Raw genomic sequence first — 14408 nt, 5'->3', positions numbered from 1 at the left:
GGGGAAGAGATGGCATTGCAATCGCTGGATATCAAGCGCGTCTCGGCCACCACGACGCCACCGCCCACGGTGCGCGAACCGGTGACCGGGAGCGTCGCGAAGCTGATCGACGTATCGAAGTGCATCGGCTGCAAGGCATGCCAGACGGCATGCATGGAGTGGAACGACCTGCGCGACGAAGTCGGCACCAACGTCGGCGTGTACGACAACCCGGCCGACCTGACCGAGCATTCGTGGACGGTCATGCGGTTCTCCGAATACGAGAACCCGGCGGGCGACCTCGAGTGGCTGATCCGCAAGGACGGCTGCATGCACTGCGAGGATCCGGGCTGCCTGAAGGCATGCCCGTCGCCGGGCGCGATCGTGCAGTACAACAACGGGATCGTCGACTTCCACGAGGAGAACTGCATCGGTTGCGGCTACTGCGTGACCGGTTGCCCGTTCAACGTGCCGCGGATCTCGAAGAAGGATCATCGCGCATACAAGTGCACGCTCTGTTCCGACCGCGTCGCGGTCGGCCAGGAACCGGCCTGCGTGAAGACCTGCCCGACGGGCGCGATCGTGTTCGGCACCAAGGAGGACATGAAGCAGCACGCGGCCGAGCGGATCGAGGACCTGAAGGAGCGCGGCTTCGAGCATGCGGGGCTGTACGACCCGCAGGGCGTCGGCGGCACGCACGTGATGTACGTGCTGCACCACGCGGACAAACCGTCGCTGTATCACGGGCTGCCCGACAATCCGTCGATCAGCCCGATGGTGAAGCTGTGGAAGGGCATCGCGAAGCCACTCGCGGTCGCCGGCCTCGCGCTGACCGCGCTGGCCGGGTTCTTCCACTACACGCGGGTCGGTCCGAACGAGGTCACTGACGAGGAAGAAGCCGCTGCCCGCGACGAGGCACGACGCATCAAGGAGGACGCGAAATGAGCCACGACGACCCCAACCTGATCGTCCGCTACACGCCGAACGAGCGCACGAACCACTGGATCACCGCGATCACGTTCGTGCTGCTCGCGCTGTCCGGGCTCGCGCTGTTCCATCCGTCGATGTTCTGGCTGACCGCGCTGTTCGGCGGCGGCCAGTGGACGCGGATCCTGCATCCGTTCGTCGGTCTCGTGATGTTCGTGTCGTTCGCGATTCTCGTGGTGCGGTTCTGGCACCACAATGCGCTCGATGCGGACGATCGCCAATGGCTGAAGCAGATCGGCGACGTGCTGACCAACCAGGAAGACAAGCTGCCGCCGGTCGGGCGCTATAACGCCGGACAGAAGCTGCTATTCTTCACGCTGGTGGCGTGCCTGTTGCTGCTCCTGCTGTCGGGAATCGTGATCTGGCGGCGCTATTTCTCGTTCTACTTCCCGATCGGGGTGATCCGCGCGGCCGCTGTCGTGCATGCCGTGGCGGCCTTCGTGCTGATCGCGAGCATCATCGTGCACATTTACGCGGCGTTGTGGGTGAAGGGTTCGATCGGCGCGATGGTGCGCGGCACCGTCACGCTGGGCTGGGCCCGCAAGCATCACCCGAAGTGGTTCCGTGAAAGCGTGAAATAACGCACCGGAGCGGAAGCGGTACGCCGATTGCGGCGTACCGCTCCGCCAACCGCCGGAATCGCCTGAAGAGCGCCGATTCGTCGGCGCTTGTTTTTTGGAAGAAATTTTCGTGACACAACGCATTCTCGAACCGACCGAGATCTCGGCACTCGATCATTCGGCCATTCCGCGCTTTCGCCTGCCGGAGCGCGCGACCGCGTTCGCGGCGCGCGCCGCGCGGCTGCGCAAGCTTGCCGACCTGAACCCGATCAGCGGCTACCTGCGGCTGATGGCCACCGTCGCCGACGCGCAGCACGCGACGCTGCAAGCGCTGGAGCTGCCGCTGCCGTCGAAGGAAGCGATCGCACGCGCACAGGAACATTCGATGCCGCTCGTGCCGGCGCTCGACGGCGAGCGCGATGCGCGCTGGCGCGCCGTGCTGTATGAACTGCTCGACCGCGTCGAAAGCGCGGGGCTCGTCAATCCGCAGCTTGCGAAGCTGCTCGACCGGCTGCGCCTGATGGCGCCCGCCGAGCTCGACGCACAGGCCGACGCGATCCTCGCGCTGCGCTTCGCCGAAGTCGACCCGGCCACCGCGCCGTTCCTGATGGCCGCGCTGCAGGTCGCGTGGACGGACCTCGCGAGCCGCGTGACGCCGACCGATGTCCCGTATCTCGACCAGCCGGGGCTGTGCCCGGTGTGCGGCACGCATCCGGTCGCGAGCGTCGTGCGGGTCGGCGGCCAGTATCAGGGCTACCGTTTCCTCCAGTGCGGGCTGTGCACGACCGAGTGGCACATGGTGCGTACCAAGTGCTCGCACTGCGATTCGACGAAAGGCATCGCGTATCACGGGATCGAAGGCGGCAGCGAAGCGATCAAGGCCGAATCGTGCGACGAGTGCAAGACCTATCGCAAGATCGGCTATCAGGAGAAGGACTACGAGTTCGAGCCGCTGGCCGACGATCTCGCGAGTCTCACGCTCGACCTGCTGATGAACGAGGCCGGCTACCAGCGCAGCTCGCCGAACCCGCTGCTGTGGCCGGACGTGTCGCGCGAAGCGGACTGACGGCACGGGGCCGGGGCGGGGCGCGAGCGCCGGCCCGGCCGACTGCGAAGCATGAGACTGGAGCCACGACGACGTGACCGAACCGGGTGTGAATGAACTGAATGCCGTGCTGGCGCGTGTGCCGTCCGTCGAGCGCGTGCTGTCCTCGACACCGTTGCAACCGCTGATCGACGACTATGGCCGCACGCGTGTGCTGAACGCGGTGCGCGCCGAACTGGAACGCTGGCGCACGGCCGCGCAGCACGATCCCGCGGCGGCCGAGCCACTGGACGAGCCGCGCATCGCAGCGGCCGTCGCGCGCACGCTGGCCGCGCAGAGCGCGGGCGCCGTGCGCACCGTGTTCAACCTGACCGGCACCGTGCTGCACACGAACCTCGGGCGCGCGTTGCTGCCCGACGACGCGGTGCGCGCGGTGGTCGACGCGCTCACGCGGCCCGTCAACCTCGAGTTCGACCTCGCGACCGGCCGCCGCGGCGATCGCGACGACCTGATCGACGATCTGCTGTGCGAACTGACGGGTGCGGAGGCCGCGACCGTCGTCAACAACAATGCGGCGGCCGTGCTGCTGACGCTGTCGGCGCTCGCGACGAAGCGGGAAGTGGTCGTGTCGCGCGGCGAGCTGGTCGAGATCGGCGGGGCGTTCCGGATCCCCGACATCATGAGCCGTGCCGGCGCGAAGCTGCACGAGGTCGGCACGACCAACCGCACGCACCTGCACGACTACGCGGCCGCGATCGGCCCGCGCACGGCGCTGCTGATGAAGGTGCACTGCAGCAACTACGCGATCAGCGGCTTTACGAAGGAGACGACGCTCGCTGAACTCGCGCCGCTCGCACGCGAGCGCGGGGTGCCGGTCGCCGTCGATCTCGGCAGCGGCACGCTCGCCGACTTGTCGCAATGGGGCCTGCCGCACGAGACGACCGTGCAGGAAACCGTCGCCGCCGGCGCAAACGTTGTCACGTTCAGCGGCGACAAGCTGCTCGGCGGGCCGCAGGCCGGCCTGATCGTCGGCGACCGCGCACTCGTCGCGAAGATCAAGAAGCATCCGCTCAAGCGCGCGCTGCGCGTCGGCAAGCTGACGCTCGCGGCGCTCGAACCCGTGCTGCGGCTGTATCAGTCGCCCGAATTCCTGCGCGACCGGCTCACGACGCTGCGCCTGCTGACGCGCCCGCAGCGCGAGATCGCCGAGGCCGCCGAACGCGTGCGTCCGGCGTTCCAGGCCGCGCTCGGCAGCGGTTTCGACGTGACGGTCGAGCCGATGTTCAGCCAGATCGGCAGCGGCGCGCTACCGGTCGACCAGTTGCCGAGCGCCGGGCTCGTCGTGCGCTCGGCGGACGGCAAGCGCAGCGGCCGCGCGCTCGCGCAGCTCGAGAAACGCCTGCGCGAATGGCCGCGCCCGGTGATCGGCCGCGTGGCCGACAACGCGCTGCGGCTCGACCTGCGGTGCGTCGAAGCGGCCGACGAAGCGGCGTTCGTCGCGCAATGCGTGCCGTTCGCGGGGCCCGCCGCATGATCGTCGGGACCGCGGGACACATCGACCACGGCAAGACCACGCTCGTGCGTGCGCTGACGGGCGTCGACACCGATCGGCTGAAGGAAGAGAAGGCGCGCGGCATCTCGATCGAGCTGGGTTATGCGTATACGCCGCTCGACAATGGAGACGTGCTCGGCCTGATCGACGTGCCGGGCCACGAGAAGCTGATTCACACGATGGCGGCCGGTGCGTGCGGCATCGACTTCGCGTTGCTCGTGATTGCCGCGGACGACGGCGTGATGCCGCAGACGCGCGAGCATCTCGCGATCCTGCAATTGCTCGGCGTCACGCATGGCGCCGTCGCGCTGACGAAATGCGATCGCGTCGATGCCGCGCGGGTCGCCGAGGTGCGCGACGAGATCGCCGCGTGGCTGCACGATTCGACGCTGGCCGGCGTGCCGATCTTCGAAACGCGCGCGACGGTGGCCGACGATCCGGGCGTCGCCGCGCTGAAGCGGCACCTGGCCGACGCGGCGATCGCGTGGCGCGCGCGTCGCGATGACGGCCTGTTCCGGCTCGCGGTCGATCGTGTGTTTACGCTCGCCGGGCAGGGCACCGTCGTGACGGGTACCGCGTTCGCGGGCCGCGTCGCGACCGGCGACACGCTCGCGATCGTGCGCACCGGCGGTGCGGCCCGCGTGCGCAGCATCCATGCGCAGAACCGGCCGGTCGAGGCCGGCCGCGCGGGCGAGCGTTGCGCGCTGAATCTGGCCGGCGTCGACAAGGCCGACGTCGAGCGGGGCGATACCGTCGCCGATGCGCGGCTCGTCGCGACGTCGCCGCGCCTCGATGTCGAACTGACGTTGCTCGCGGACGCGGGGCTGACGTTGACGCACTGGGCGCCGCTGCATGTGCATCTCGGCACGCTGCATCGCGTGGCTCACGTCGCGCTGCTCGACGGCGACACGCTCGCGGCCGGCCAGCGGATGCGCGTGCAACTGGTGTTCGACGAACCGGTGTTCGCGCTGCCGGGCGACCGCTTCATCGTTCGCAATCCGCAAGCAACGCGCACCGTCGGCGGCGGTCGCGTGCTCGATCCGTTCGGGCCGGCGCGCAAGCGCCGCACGCCGGCGCGCCGTGCGTGGCTCGATGCGCTCGCCGCGTGGCTCGACGAAGGGCGCCTCGATGCACTGCTGGCGCAGGCGCCGCTCGGCATGCCACGCGCGACGCTCACGCATCTGACGGGATTCGCACCCGATGCGCTGGCGTTGCCGGACGACGCGCTGGCGATCGGGCAGCGCGATGCCGCGTCGAATGAAGGCGCGGTGATTTCGCGGGCGCACTGGCGTGCGTTGCAGGCACGGGCGGTCGATACGCTGCGCGCGTACCACGAGCGCATGCCCGACGAGCAGGGGCTCGACGCTGCGCGCTTGCGGCGGATGGCGGCACCGCTCGTCGGCGATGCGCTGTGGCGCGCGCTCGTCGAGGCGCTGGTGGCGGGCGGCGAGGTCGTGCGCAGCGGGCCGTGGCTGCATCTGCCGTCGCATTCGGTGAGCCTCGAGCCGCGCGAGGAAGCGCTGGCGCAGCAACTGCTGCCGCTGATCCACGCGGGGCGCTTCGATCCGCCGTGGGTGCGCGACCTGGCTCGCGATACGGGCGTGGCCGAGGACGCGGTGCGCACGCTGCTGCGCAAGCTCGCGCGGCGCGGCGACGTGCACCAGGTCGTGCGCGACCTGTTCTACCACGCGGACGTCGCACGCGAGCTGGCGGAACTGGTCGCGCATCTCGCGCCGTCGCGCGGCGGCGGGCTCGATGCCGCGACGTTCCGCGACGCGACGGGGCTCGGTCGCAAGCGCGCGATCCAGATTCTCGAGTTCTTCGATCGGGTTGGGTATACTCGCTTCCACCGCGATCTTCACTACCTGCGGCCTGACAGCGGTTGGGTGGGTATTCAGGCGTAGGCGCTCGTCGTTCTTCTCGCTCTTTTGATTCTTTTCCCCACGGAAGGCATTCGTATCCGGTGGTACGGCCGGGCTTCAAATCCGGTTGGGGGTGTCAGACACTCCCGGGTCAGTTCGACTCTGGCTGCCTTCCGCCACAATGGTTTAAGGCGTTTCGATGTGCCTCAATCGGAGCATCGAAACGCCTTGCGGTGTGGGTTTTTCTGCCCGATTCGTGTAGCCGGGTCAAGATCGCCCAATCTTCTTGACGGCTTCCGCGAGTCGATCGGTCACCAAGTGAGCATACCGTTTGGTCGACGTCGTCGTCTTGTGGCCCAGCACCCCGGCGACCGTGTAGAGGTCGATTCCGGCGTTGATCATTTCCGAGGCCGCGCTATGGCGAAGGTCGTGGAACCGCACGCCCATGTGCCCAGACTTCCGGCGAGCCTTGGCCCATTCGTCCTTGATCTTCCACGCTGGCGCGGTAAATTTCACGCTCCGGGCAATGACGGTGATTCGCGGATGAATCGGAATTAGCCGCGGTCGACCATTCTTTGTCGTTCCAAGGGAGAATCCATCCTTGGTTGGAACCGCGCGCAGAATTTCGCTCATCCGCATCCCGGAATAGAACGCAACTCGGATGGCGGCCCGTGTTTGTCGGTGTGAGCAAGCTCTCGCGATCTCCAGCATTTCGCGCCGACCCTTGTAGACATGGCGCTCGTCACTCGGCTTCGGGATGACCATTTTTGCCGTCTGGTCGTAATCGAGCTTCCCGATCTTGTGCGCATACTTGATCGCCGCTCGCAGATAGCCGAATGTGTTGTGGATCGTCCCGTCTGAGCTGGGTTTCTTGGGGCGCCCTTGGCGGTCGACTTTGGCGCGCATGTACCCGGCAAATCGTATCGACCAGTCGTAGAGATCAAGCGCATCCTGTCCATCGTATTCGGGAGCGTATTTGGTCAGGATTTGAACCCGTCCGTCATGGTCCTTCCACTCAGAACCCTTGTCCATGACATGGATGCGAACGCATTCCCCGATCGTGACGATCTGCTTTCGTGCGCCCGTGGCAATTGCATATACCTCGGCATCCCATTGGCGGCCTAACTCGTCAGCCTCGCGCGCAGAAAGTCCCGCAGGGATGAGCTTTGTTTTTCGGATGCGGTCACCCTCGATGACGCGCTCGAACGTCCACCGGTAGCGACGTTTGCCATTCTTGGAGATGGTTTCGATTGGCATGCTGCGAGATACCTATAAAGCGAATCGAGATCGTACACGTACGTTTTGTGGCCCAGCCGGAATCGCTGAATGATGGTGCAGGTCCGATCGATTCGGCTGATGTTTTGATATGGCACGCCGAGAATGGCAGCCGCTTCCTTTGCGCTGACGCGCTTACCGCTTTTCAGATCCATCGATCCTCCGAAATTCGATAACCCACAGAATCGGGCGTTCCTTCATTTTCCCCTCGTGGTCATAGCGAGCTCGACACGGCGGCTGATCTCGCGATCGTAGCCGGCGAGCGTGGATTGCAGGTTGGGTGCGAGGCGCGGCCCGGCGGCCGGCGTGTCGAGTGGCGCACGCGGCACCGCGGCCGGCGTCACCTCGTACGCCGTATCCGTCTGCACACGTCGATCGATCCTGATGCGCCCGGCATAGAACAGCGTGTCGAGGAAGCACTGCACGAATGAGGTCGATGTCCCGAGCTTGGTCGCGATCTCGCGCGCGGTGTGCGTTCCGGTGAGCAGGACTTCGTAGACGGCGGTGCCGTTGATGCGGCGGCTGGTCATTTCTGTTCTCCCTCACTAGCAGGGGCGCGGCTAGCCCATTCGATCAGCTTCGTGTCGTAGCCGAGCATCAGCGGATGCTTCGGATCACCGCTCTGTGTCAGGCCGAAGTGCTTCACCGGTTTTCCGCTGGTTTGCAGCATGGCAAGAACGGTATCGAAGTCGTTTCGCATGTGCTTCGGTGCCTTCGAACGATTCCCCCAGCATGGGACGAGCACGTCGGCATCTTCGATAATGCGGCTGAGCTGGACCAGGTTCGCGCGCCACTGGTCAGGCGTTATCAGAACGTCGGCCAACTCTTTGACGTCAGTGGCTCGATAGGCTGATACGTTGCCGACGATGAAGCGCCGGCCGCCATTGACTTTCGTGAAGCCGATCCATTTCCGCACCGTTGCGTCGTCCAGCGTGGCATCTGCCGTAGATGGGTTGATGCCGAAATACGCGAACGTCAATCCGTCCATCTGCACCTCGCGGTCGAGGCGGTAGCGAAACTTTCCGCATTGGCTGATGATGGCGCTCACGATTCCTCCTGGCGTTGGGAGAGGGCGGCGTCGATAGCGTCGCGCGGCGTGTTGAAATAGCGATCATCTCCGGACAGGATGTGATAGTTTTCGTCCTCGTCCTGATCGTAGACTTGGCACTGCCGAATCGAACCATCGCGCATCGCCCATTGCACCCATGCTTGCTGGTCGATCAGAAAATCTAGTCGCTCAGTATCCGCAGCTGTGGCTTCGAGAGCGGCGAGCAAGGTGTCGATGGCGTCGGCGGCTTCAGTTCGCGTTTGCGGCAATTGCTCCCAGTAGTGGAAGTTGGTGATGGACTTCGAAAACTCGTCCTCGCCACGCAGCTTCGCCGCCAGCGCTTTCATCTTCTCGGTGTCGACTGTCATCTGATCCACCTGATTTTTGCTTTGCCGCATTTGCAGCAGTAACCCGGCTGAAAGTATGAGCCGGACCTGTTGAGCTGGACTGAGTGCCAGCGCCATTTGTGCCAACAGAGCTTCACGACTTCTCTCCCTGATCGCTAGTGGGGGCGGTCTTGAGCTTGCCGCCGCACCGATGGCAGAACAGCATCCGGTTTTCGACCGGACCGCCATCGATGAACGACCACGACTCACCGCAGGACGATTCCCAGATACCGTTGTCTACGTCGTCGCACTTCCACTCGCACTCCCTGTCGGGCGTGGTGCGGCGAGCGGCCAGAAGCGATCGCAGTCCCTTGTATGCCTTTTGCGTACGCGGGTCAGAACTAAGTCCAATCAGCGACAGGGCAATTTCAACGGCGGACCGTTGCTCCTCCGTCAGCATGTCATCGGTGATCTTCATGATTGGCGGTCCTTTAGTTTTCGAATCGACTTTGCCGCATCCTTTCGAGCCTTGTCATAGCCACGATCAAAATCAGTGGTGATCGGATATTGCGAATGGATCTCTGCACACATCGCACATTCATCAATAGTTCCGTTTCTCACGGGCATGACCTTTTCACGCCACAATCCGAATGCGATCGACGAGAACACTTCATGCGACTTGATGGTTGGATCTTTGGCCTTCATCTCTCTGGCCACGGCTTGGCAGAAGTCTGCGAATTCTCCGACTTCGGTCTTCATGCTTTGCTCCGGTTGATGGCGTACAGCGGCCTGACTTCTGAATCGTCCGTAGTGGCGAACACTTCCGTGTAAAAGGTGCGCTCCAGCGACCACGGTTCATCGCCGCGACGCCACTGCCAAACCACCGGCTCCCCGCAAACCCTCTCCAGAACGGCGGCTTCGAAGGCGCCGGCCAACTGTTCGAGCGTCAGAAGCCTGAACGTGTACTGGCGAAGATAGATGTCCTCGGAGTGGATATATCGGGAGCAGATGCGATGCGCGAGCGCTTCGACTTCCTCGCGCGACAGAATCGGATCTTTCATGATGCTTCTCCTGCGCGGGCGGCATTCGCCTCGGATTCAAGCGCGGCCGCAGCCATCATGCTGACCTGCAACCCGAGGGCGATGGCAAAGCGTGCCGCGAGCGGCAACCCCATCTTGTACGAGCGACCGGATTCCAGTTCCCAGACGTAGGACTTCGACGAGCCAGTCGCGTCAGCCACGTCCTCCAGCGTCATGCCGAGCGCTTCGCGTCGGCTCTTGAGCAGTTCACCGAGCTTCATACGCTCTCCGGCGGCAGGGCATTCTTGATCCAGTCGGGCGACTCTGCTGCAACGCGCGCAGGATCGGGGAGCGGCGCGAGCAACGCTCGGACCTCCCCAAGCACCTCCGACCACGCACCCTCGGTGTAGCAACGATCCTCCGGCGCGTTGTTGCGCTGGTCGTCGTAGATGTCGATGAGTACCTCAAGCAACTCGCGGAATGGGTCCGTCACCTCGGCGCGCGGCTCCGGCGTGCCCGGATGGGCGGCGAGAAGGGCCTGCGCACGATCAAGGGCGATACGCTCAGGATGGTCTTTGTCGGTGGAAATGCCACGGTGCAGCATCACGTCCACGCAGGCTTGCACAACCTCGCGCTGCTCGTCCGTCAGCACGTTGTTATTCGGCATGGTTGGCTCCGTTCAGTCCGAGCTTGCGCAGAATTCGCGCGCGGAGATCGCGCAGATAGGTGCGGCGAAATTTGCGACGCTGGCGCGCGTTCCCGCCGGTCCACGTGTCGTCGGCGTGGTAGTCGACGAACTTATCGAGGTTGCAGGCCGGGCAAGGAATGTTGCCGCCGTTATAGAGCGGGCCGCCGGGCTCGTAGCAGCTATCCTCGTCCCACAAATAGCCGTCGATGCAGCAGGCGTCCGGGTAGGGCGCGCCGAAGTGCGAGCCGGAGTAGTTACACATTGTTGGCTCCTTTGAGAAGGGCGAGCGCCTCGTCGATCAACTTCGGCGTGTCGTGCGCGGGATCTGGACAATCAGCGTCGGGCATCCGGATGAAGCCGAGCTCGATGCCGTTCGCGATGAATTTCTTGGCCGCCGTGAGGCCGAGTCGCACCTTGGCGTGCTGCTCGTCCGTCAGCCGCTCCCGAGCGTCTGCCTGCGCGGTAGGCTGCGGGGCAGCGGCAACCATGTCGTGGTAAATCCGTCTCCGTGTCGGCCAATCGACGTCCGGCAAGTAGCTCGGAATCTGCATCTCAGCCACCGGCTCGATCGGCACAAGCTTCCAGCCGGCTGGGATCGCCACCAGTTCCGGCGCCTGCGCGGGGGCGCGAGCGGCGTCCTCTAGTACCGAGCCGAGCCGAACGCACATTTCCTCGCTCAGCATCAGGAATTTCCCCTTCCAATTCACAACGACCTCGGCCTCATTGGCGATGCATCGCCATTGCCACAATGGGTCGCTTTCGAGATCCGGGCGCGAGATCAGGCCATTCGAGTCGGTCGCCCCTTCCGCCCCCGTCTCGTTGGCAGAGGAGGCGCGGGCAAAGGCGAGCGCGGCCAGCCACGTCTTTCGGTGGTAATCCCATGCTTCCTGCGCAGCGCCGTCATACTCGGGACGCGGATAGCCTTGGTGGCGCTCGAACGCCGCCCGCTCGTCCGCCGGCGCGGGTGCGGGTTGCGGAGCGACATAGAGGAACGGAGCGTGACAACCATCTGGCGCTGCGTAAAGCTCGCAATCGCGCGGCTTGCGACCGGTCATCCAACGAAGCCGACCGCCATCTTCTGCGACAGCTACGTGTTCCAGCACTACTGGTTTCGGCGCTGCTGCGGGCTGCTCGACAGGGGATGCGGCGTTATCGCGATTCGACATGGTTTTCTCCCTTCATGAAGCAGATCCAGTGCGTAGCGCTGCGCTTGCCGGACTGATGGCCGAACAGCGGCTTCTCATCGGTCAGCGCGAGGATTTCGCGAACAGGAATCTGCGTTTCGTTCCATTTGAAGATCAGGACGCCGGCCGGCTGAAGAACACGGAAGCACTCGGCGAAACCCGCGCGCAGGTCGTCGCGCCATGTGGACGCGTCGAGCGCGCCGTACTTCGCGCGAAGCCACGATCGCGGGCCCGCGCGTTCCAGGTGGGGCGGATCGAAGACGACGAGCTTGAACGAGCCATCGGCGTGCGGCAGCGCGCGGAAATCCATGATCCGGTCAGGCGCAACGGTGAGCGTGCGAGTGCCGTCTTCGCGGTGCGAGCGGTCGGTGACGGTCACAGTTTCGGAGCGGATGTCGCCGAACTCGGCGCGCTCGTCTTGACGGTCGAACCACATCATTCGACTACCGCAGCAGGGATCAAGCACAGACTTCATTCGCCCTCCGCGTGCAGGTCCGTCAGCGCATCAGCGCGGCTCTTATTGGTGGTCATGATCATTCCTCGAAAGTGAGTTGCTTCGCGTTCGCCGCGAACACAGCCCGCGCAAATCCGAGCGGCGTTGCCGAGCGGATGTCGCCGCGGTCATCGGAGGGGGGGGCAGCGTGGATGCGGTTGTCCGGCGCGCCGAGTCCATCAGCGCGGTTCGGTGCCGGCATCTCGAAATCGCCGCCGGCCCATATGCAGGTCTTTTTGCTGTAGTTATCCGTCAGCTCGAACCCCGTGAACTCGTACGGATGGAACGTGTAGTCGGGCTTGCGCCAGTGCGACGAGATCACGCTCACCGGGTTCTCGATGCCGTACGGCACGCCGAGCCCGTTCAGAAATTCGTCGGCGACTGCGACCATTTCGATCGCCTGGGCCAGCCGGCGCAGTCCCTTTTCCTTGAACCAGCGTGCACCGCTGACGGCCAGGTCCGTGCATGGAGGGAACGCGAAGCCGAACACCGCGGTCGAGTCAGCCGGCAGCGTCGGCGCGCCGAGCAGTGCGTCCCAGTGCTGGAAGATGACCCCGTCGCGCACGGTGCGGCCGACGTGCTGCACGTCGAAGCAGATGCAGCGGTATCCGGCATCGGCCCACGGCCGTGCCATGTTGCCGGTACGGTCAAACAGGAAAACTGCGGTGGGTACGCTCACGGTCGCATCCTCAATTCGTTGCATCAGCATTAGGGGTGGAAACTCGGCTAGCATGTGGCAGCTTTGTATGAAGGCGCCGCGCTGCAGACCTTGGCGTTGTGACGGCGCCCACCCGTCACACCGAGCGTCCACCGCTGAAACCGGTGGTTGCCGCGCGACGGATGCCGCGCGGCTCGTGGTTACGCGACTCGCTGCTGCAGCCGCTTGATCATGGCGTTCACCTCGGCCTCAAACTGCAGGAGGCCGGGCAGCAGCACGCCGTCGATATACGCGTCGTCGCGCGGCACGATCTGGGTGTAGAGGCTGTACGGCTCGGGCACGCGCGGGTCGTATGACACGAACAGCCACCAGCGCCGGCCGGTGACGAGCATCCCGCCCTGCACCTGGGCGATGTGGTCAGCCGGCATGCCGTTGAGCAGCGTGTTGATGTGCACGGCCTCGTCCATCGGGCATTTCGATTCATAGCCGCCGTCGTCGCCAATCAGGCCGTCCGGAGACGCGCCGAGGAACTCGTATCGCGGATGCGTGAAGAAGCCGCCCGGCGCGATGATGTAGCCGGTCGCGAGTTCAGCCTGCTCGCGACCGAACGGCTCGACTTCCTCGCCCCATTTCGTAGCGCGGCCGCCGACCTCGTGCGTCGCCGTCGCGGCGAGGCGCTCGAACACGATCTCGCGCATGTACTTGTCGCGCGCGCCGGTCGACGTGCGTGGCTTCGGCTGGCCCTTCTTCGGGCCGGTCTTGTATACGTCGCCCGGCTCGCCGCCGGTGAAAGCGATCGCGTCCGCGAAGCGGCTCGCCGTGATGCGGCCGGCGCGCGCGGCGAACCAGGCGTCTGTGCGCTGGTCGATGGCGTTATTCATCGTCGCCACCCGGTTCGCGCTGGCCGGCGCCGTGGCCGTCGTCCTGCGGAGCGCCGTCGGTCTGCTGATGCACGACCGGCGCGCCGGCAATCGCCGCGATGCGATCGCGCTCGCGCAGGCCGAGCGCGGCTCGGTCATCGCGCGACAGCTTCGTCCACTCTTCCTTGAACGGCTCGAAGCCGAGGTTGCGCGCGACGTCTTCGAGCTTCTTCACGATCTCGTCGTGGCGCTCGGTTCGCGCGGGCCGCGAACTGTCGGCCGCGCTGTGCGCGATCTGCGCCGCCGTCGCGCGCGGCGTGATGTCGCGCTCGACCGGCTCGATGTCCATCACCTCTTCGGCCACGGCGATACCCTTCAGCACGTCGGCGAAGTTGTCGCGCAGCGCGAAGGCGCGCGCGCGCATCTTCTTCATGCGCTGCGGGTACTGCGCCCACGGGCCTTGCTTGCCGATCAGCCCGGCCTTTTTCGCGTCCTCGTCGCCGAAGCTCTGGACGTCCTCCGGCTTGCCGCGGCGCTTCACCTTGATGAAGGCCGTGCCGTTCTCCTCCCACTCGTGCACGTACTCGCAGACCGGCGACGCGAGCACAAGCGCGAGGAGGGCGTCGCCCCAGAGCGACGGACGGCCGTTGATGACGGCGATGTTCTGCATCGCCTGCATCGGCTTCAGGCCCAGCTCCATGCCCCACTGGATCGCGACGAGCACGTTCCCGGGCTTGCCGATGAAGTCCTTCGGCACGATGCTGGAATCGGCCAGGATGTTCGCGAGCTGCATCGCCTGCTCGAGCGAGCGCGGCGACAGGTCGAACGCGCCGGGTGCGGTGTCTTGGTTGGTGGTGATGACGTCGGACATG

The 14408-nt window shown here is 65.2% G+C and carries 20 protein-coding genes and 1 tRNA gene; 6 read left to right on the top strand and 15 right to left on the bottom strand.

The features are described 5' to 3' along the window. Positions 1 to 9: 9 nt before the first annotated feature. From fdxH to DTA15_RS25150, 6 genes are all read left to right on the top strand, one after another. Positions 10 to 924 carry a formate dehydrogenase subunit beta gene (gene fdxH / locus DTA15_RS25175; protein WP_006488883.1) on the top strand — a complete coding sequence of 305 codons (915 nt, stop codon included), beginning with the start codon at positions 10 to 12 and terminating at the stop codon, positions 922 to 924. After that, a complete protein-coding gene (locus DTA15_RS25170; protein WP_006488816.1) occupies positions 921 to 1547 on the top strand; it encodes a formate dehydrogenase subunit gamma in 627 nt (208 codons plus the stop codon). The genes fdxH and DTA15_RS25170 overlap by 4 nt, the downstream gene beginning before the upstream one ends. Before the next feature lie 109 nt (positions 1548 to 1656). Then, a complete protein-coding gene (fdhE, locus tag DTA15_RS25165) occupies positions 1657 to 2592 on the top strand; it encodes a formate dehydrogenase accessory protein FdhE (protein ID WP_006492897.1) in 936 nt (311 codons plus the stop codon). Positions 2593 to 2665: 73 nt separating this feature from the next. After that, positions 2666 to 4105, top strand: a complete 1440-nt coding sequence (gene selA / locus DTA15_RS25160; protein ID WP_006488882.1) for an L-seryl-tRNA(Sec) selenium transferase — start codon at positions 2666 to 2668, stop codon at positions 4103 to 4105. Continuing rightward, positions 4102 to 6027 (top strand): selenocysteine-specific translation elongation factor, encoded by a 1926-nt coding sequence (gene selB / locus DTA15_RS25155; protein ID WP_006488884.1) that lies wholly within the window; start codon positions 4102 to 4104, stop codon positions 6025 to 6027. The genes selA and selB overlap by 4 nt, the downstream gene beginning before the upstream one ends. 41 nt (positions 6028 to 6068) lie before the next feature. Further along, positions 6069 to 6164: transfer RNA gene (locus tag DTA15_RS25150), tRNA-Sec, on the top strand. Between the two features lie 88 nt (positions 6165 to 6252). Here DTA15_RS25150 and DTA15_RS25145 read toward each other — a convergent pair. The 15 genes from DTA15_RS25145 to DTA15_RS25080 form a co-directional block, all read right to left on the bottom strand. Beyond that, positions 6253 to 7242, bottom strand: coding sequence for a tyrosine-type recombinase/integrase (locus DTA15_RS25145; RefSeq protein ID WP_012493219.1), 990 nt, complete (start codon positions 7240 to 7242; stop codon positions 6253 to 6255). Between the two features lie 215 nt (positions 7243 to 7457). Next, positions 7458 to 7790 carry a dimerization domain-containing protein gene (locus DTA15_RS25140; RefSeq protein WP_006488850.1) on the bottom strand — a complete coding sequence of 111 codons (333 nt, stop codon included), beginning with the start codon at positions 7788 to 7790 and terminating at the stop codon, positions 7458 to 7460. Then, positions 7787 to 8308, bottom strand: a complete 522-nt coding sequence (locus DTA15_RS25135) for a DUF1643 domain-containing protein (RefSeq protein WP_006488822.1) — start codon at positions 8306 to 8308, stop codon at positions 7787 to 7789. The genes DTA15_RS25140 and DTA15_RS25135 overlap by 4 nt, the downstream gene beginning before the upstream one ends. After that, positions 8305 to 8676: a hypothetical protein gene (locus tag DTA15_RS25130; RefSeq protein WP_006492874.1), complete on the bottom strand. Its 372-nt coding sequence runs from the start codon at positions 8674 to 8676 to the stop codon at positions 8305 to 8307. Before DTA15_RS25130 ends, DTA15_RS25135 begins: the two co-directional genes overlap by 4 nt. 112 nt (positions 8677 to 8788) lie before the next feature. Next, a complete protein-coding gene (locus DTA15_RS25125) occupies positions 8789 to 9112 on the bottom strand; it encodes a hypothetical protein (protein WP_012493221.1) in 324 nt (107 codons plus the stop codon). Further along, complete coding sequence (locus tag DTA15_RS38370; RefSeq protein ID WP_012493222.1) at positions 9109 to 9393, bottom strand: hypothetical protein; 285 nt, start codon at positions 9391 to 9393, stop codon at positions 9109 to 9111. Before DTA15_RS38370 ends, DTA15_RS25125 begins: the two co-directional genes overlap by 4 nt. Continuing rightward, positions 9390 to 9695 carry a hypothetical protein gene (locus DTA15_RS25120; RefSeq protein WP_006488909.1) on the bottom strand — a complete coding sequence of 102 codons (306 nt, stop codon included), beginning with the start codon at positions 9693 to 9695 and terminating at the stop codon, positions 9390 to 9392. Before DTA15_RS25120 ends, DTA15_RS38370 begins: the two co-directional genes overlap by 4 nt. Next, on the bottom strand, positions 9692 to 9934 hold the full coding sequence (locus DTA15_RS25115; RefSeq protein WP_006488864.1) for a helix-turn-helix domain-containing protein: 243 nt from the start codon (positions 9932 to 9934) through the stop codon (positions 9692 to 9694). Before DTA15_RS25115 ends, DTA15_RS25120 begins: the two co-directional genes overlap by 4 nt. Next, entirely contained in the window at positions 9931 to 10320 is a 390-nt protein-coding gene (locus tag DTA15_RS25110) for a hypothetical protein (protein ID WP_006488915.1), read from the bottom strand. Before DTA15_RS25110 ends, DTA15_RS25115 begins: the two co-directional genes overlap by 4 nt. Then, positions 10310 to 10603 carry a hypothetical protein gene (locus DTA15_RS25105; protein WP_006488885.1) on the bottom strand — a complete coding sequence of 98 codons (294 nt, stop codon included), beginning with the start codon at positions 10601 to 10603 and terminating at the stop codon, positions 10310 to 10312. The genes DTA15_RS25110 and DTA15_RS25105 overlap by 11 nt, the downstream gene beginning before the upstream one ends. Beyond that, positions 10596 to 11507, bottom strand: a complete 912-nt coding sequence (locus tag DTA15_RS25100) for a hypothetical protein (RefSeq protein WP_012493223.1) — start codon at positions 11505 to 11507, stop codon at positions 10596 to 10598. The genes DTA15_RS25105 and DTA15_RS25100 overlap by 8 nt, the downstream gene beginning before the upstream one ends. Continuing rightward, entirely contained in the window at positions 11491 to 12000 is a 510-nt protein-coding gene (locus tag DTA15_RS25095) for a class I SAM-dependent methyltransferase (RefSeq protein WP_006488851.1), read from the bottom strand. Before DTA15_RS25095 ends, DTA15_RS25100 begins: the two co-directional genes overlap by 17 nt. A 58-nt stretch (positions 12001 to 12058) precedes the next feature. Further along, complete coding sequence (locus tag DTA15_RS25090) at positions 12059 to 12727, bottom strand: hypothetical protein (protein WP_171984396.1); 669 nt, start codon at positions 12725 to 12727, stop codon at positions 12059 to 12061. Positions 12728 to 12876: 149 nt separating this feature from the next. After that, complete coding sequence (locus DTA15_RS25085) at positions 12877 to 13557, bottom strand: lambda exonuclease family protein (RefSeq protein WP_006492894.1); 681 nt, start codon at positions 13555 to 13557, stop codon at positions 12877 to 12879. Next, complete coding sequence (locus DTA15_RS25080; RefSeq protein ID WP_006488820.1) at positions 13550 to 14407, bottom strand: hypothetical protein; 858 nt, start codon at positions 14405 to 14407, stop codon at positions 13550 to 13552. Before DTA15_RS25080 ends, DTA15_RS25085 begins: the two co-directional genes overlap by 8 nt. Between the last annotated feature and the right edge of the window lies 1 nt (position 14408).

Origin of the sequence: Burkholderia cenocepacia, assembly GCF_900446215.1 — a bacterium.
GTDB lineage: Bacteria > Pseudomonadota > Gammaproteobacteria > Burkholderiales > Burkholderiaceae > Burkholderia > Burkholderia cenocepacia.
Note: the sequence above shows the minus strand (reverse complement) of the source record. Positions and strands in the feature narration are given on the sequence as shown.

Excerpts from the sequence above, each read along its gene's own strand:
- DTA15_RS25095 (WP_006488851.1), bottom strand. The coding sequence starts at position 12,000 with ATGAAGTCTGTGCTTGATCCCTGCTGCGGTAGTCGAATGATGTGGTTC.
- DTA15_RS25105 (WP_006488885.1), bottom strand. The coding sequence starts at position 10,603 with ATGTGTAACTACTCCGGCTCGCACTTCGGCGCGCCCTACCCGGACGCC.
- DTA15_RS25170 (WP_006488816.1), top strand. The coding sequence starts at position 921 with ATGAGCCACGACGACCCCAACCTGATCGTCCGCTACACGCCGAACGAG.
- selB (WP_006488884.1), top strand. The coding sequence starts at position 4,102 with ATGATCGTCGGGACCGCGGGACACATCGACCACGGCAAGACCACGCTC.
- DTA15_RS25145 (WP_012493219.1), bottom strand. The coding sequence starts at position 7,242 with ATGCCAATCGAAACCATCTCCAAGAATGGCAAACGTCGCTACCGGTGG.
- DTA15_RS38370 (WP_012493222.1), bottom strand. The coding sequence starts at position 9,393 with ATGAAGACCGAAGTCGGAGAATTCGCAGACTTCTGCCAAGCCGTGGCC.
- DTA15_RS25085 (WP_006492894.1), bottom strand. The coding sequence starts at position 13,557 with ATGAATAACGCCATCGACCAGCGCACAGACGCCTGGTTCGCCGCGCGC.
- DTA15_RS25110 (WP_006488915.1), bottom strand. The coding sequence starts at position 10,320 with ATGCCGAATAACAACGTGCTGACGGACGAGCAGCGCGAGGTTGTGCAA.
- DTA15_RS25080 (WP_006488820.1), bottom strand. The coding sequence starts at position 14,407 with ATGTCCGACGTCATCACCACCAACCAAGACACCGCACCCGGCGCGTTC.
- fdxH (WP_006488883.1), top strand. The coding sequence starts at position 10 with ATGGCATTGCAATCGCTGGATATCAAGCGCGTCTCGGCCACCACGACG.
- DTA15_RS25125 (WP_012493221.1), bottom strand. The coding sequence starts at position 9,112 with ATGAAGATCACCGATGACATGCTGACGGAGGAGCAACGGTCCGCCGTT.
- DTA15_RS25130 (WP_006492874.1), bottom strand. The coding sequence starts at position 8,676 with ATGACAGTCGACACCGAGAAGATGAAAGCGCTGGCGGCGAAGCTGCGT.
- DTA15_RS25090 (WP_171984396.1), bottom strand. The coding sequence starts at position 12,727 with ATGCTGATGCAACGAATTGAGGATGCGACCGTGAGCGTACCCACCGCA.
- DTA15_RS25120 (WP_006488909.1), bottom strand. The coding sequence starts at position 9,695 with ATGAAAGATCCGATTCTGTCGCGCGAGGAAGTCGAAGCGCTCGCGCAT.
- DTA15_RS25100 (WP_012493223.1), bottom strand. The coding sequence starts at position 11,507 with ATGTCGAATCGCGATAACGCCGCATCCCCTGTCGAGCAGCCCGCAGCA.
- DTA15_RS25140 (WP_006488850.1), bottom strand. The coding sequence starts at position 7,790 with ATGACCAGCCGCCGCATCAACGGCACCGCCGTCTACGAAGTCCTGCTC.
- DTA15_RS25115 (WP_006488864.1), bottom strand. The coding sequence starts at position 9,934 with ATGAAGCTCGGTGAACTGCTCAAGAGCCGACGCGAAGCGCTCGGCATG.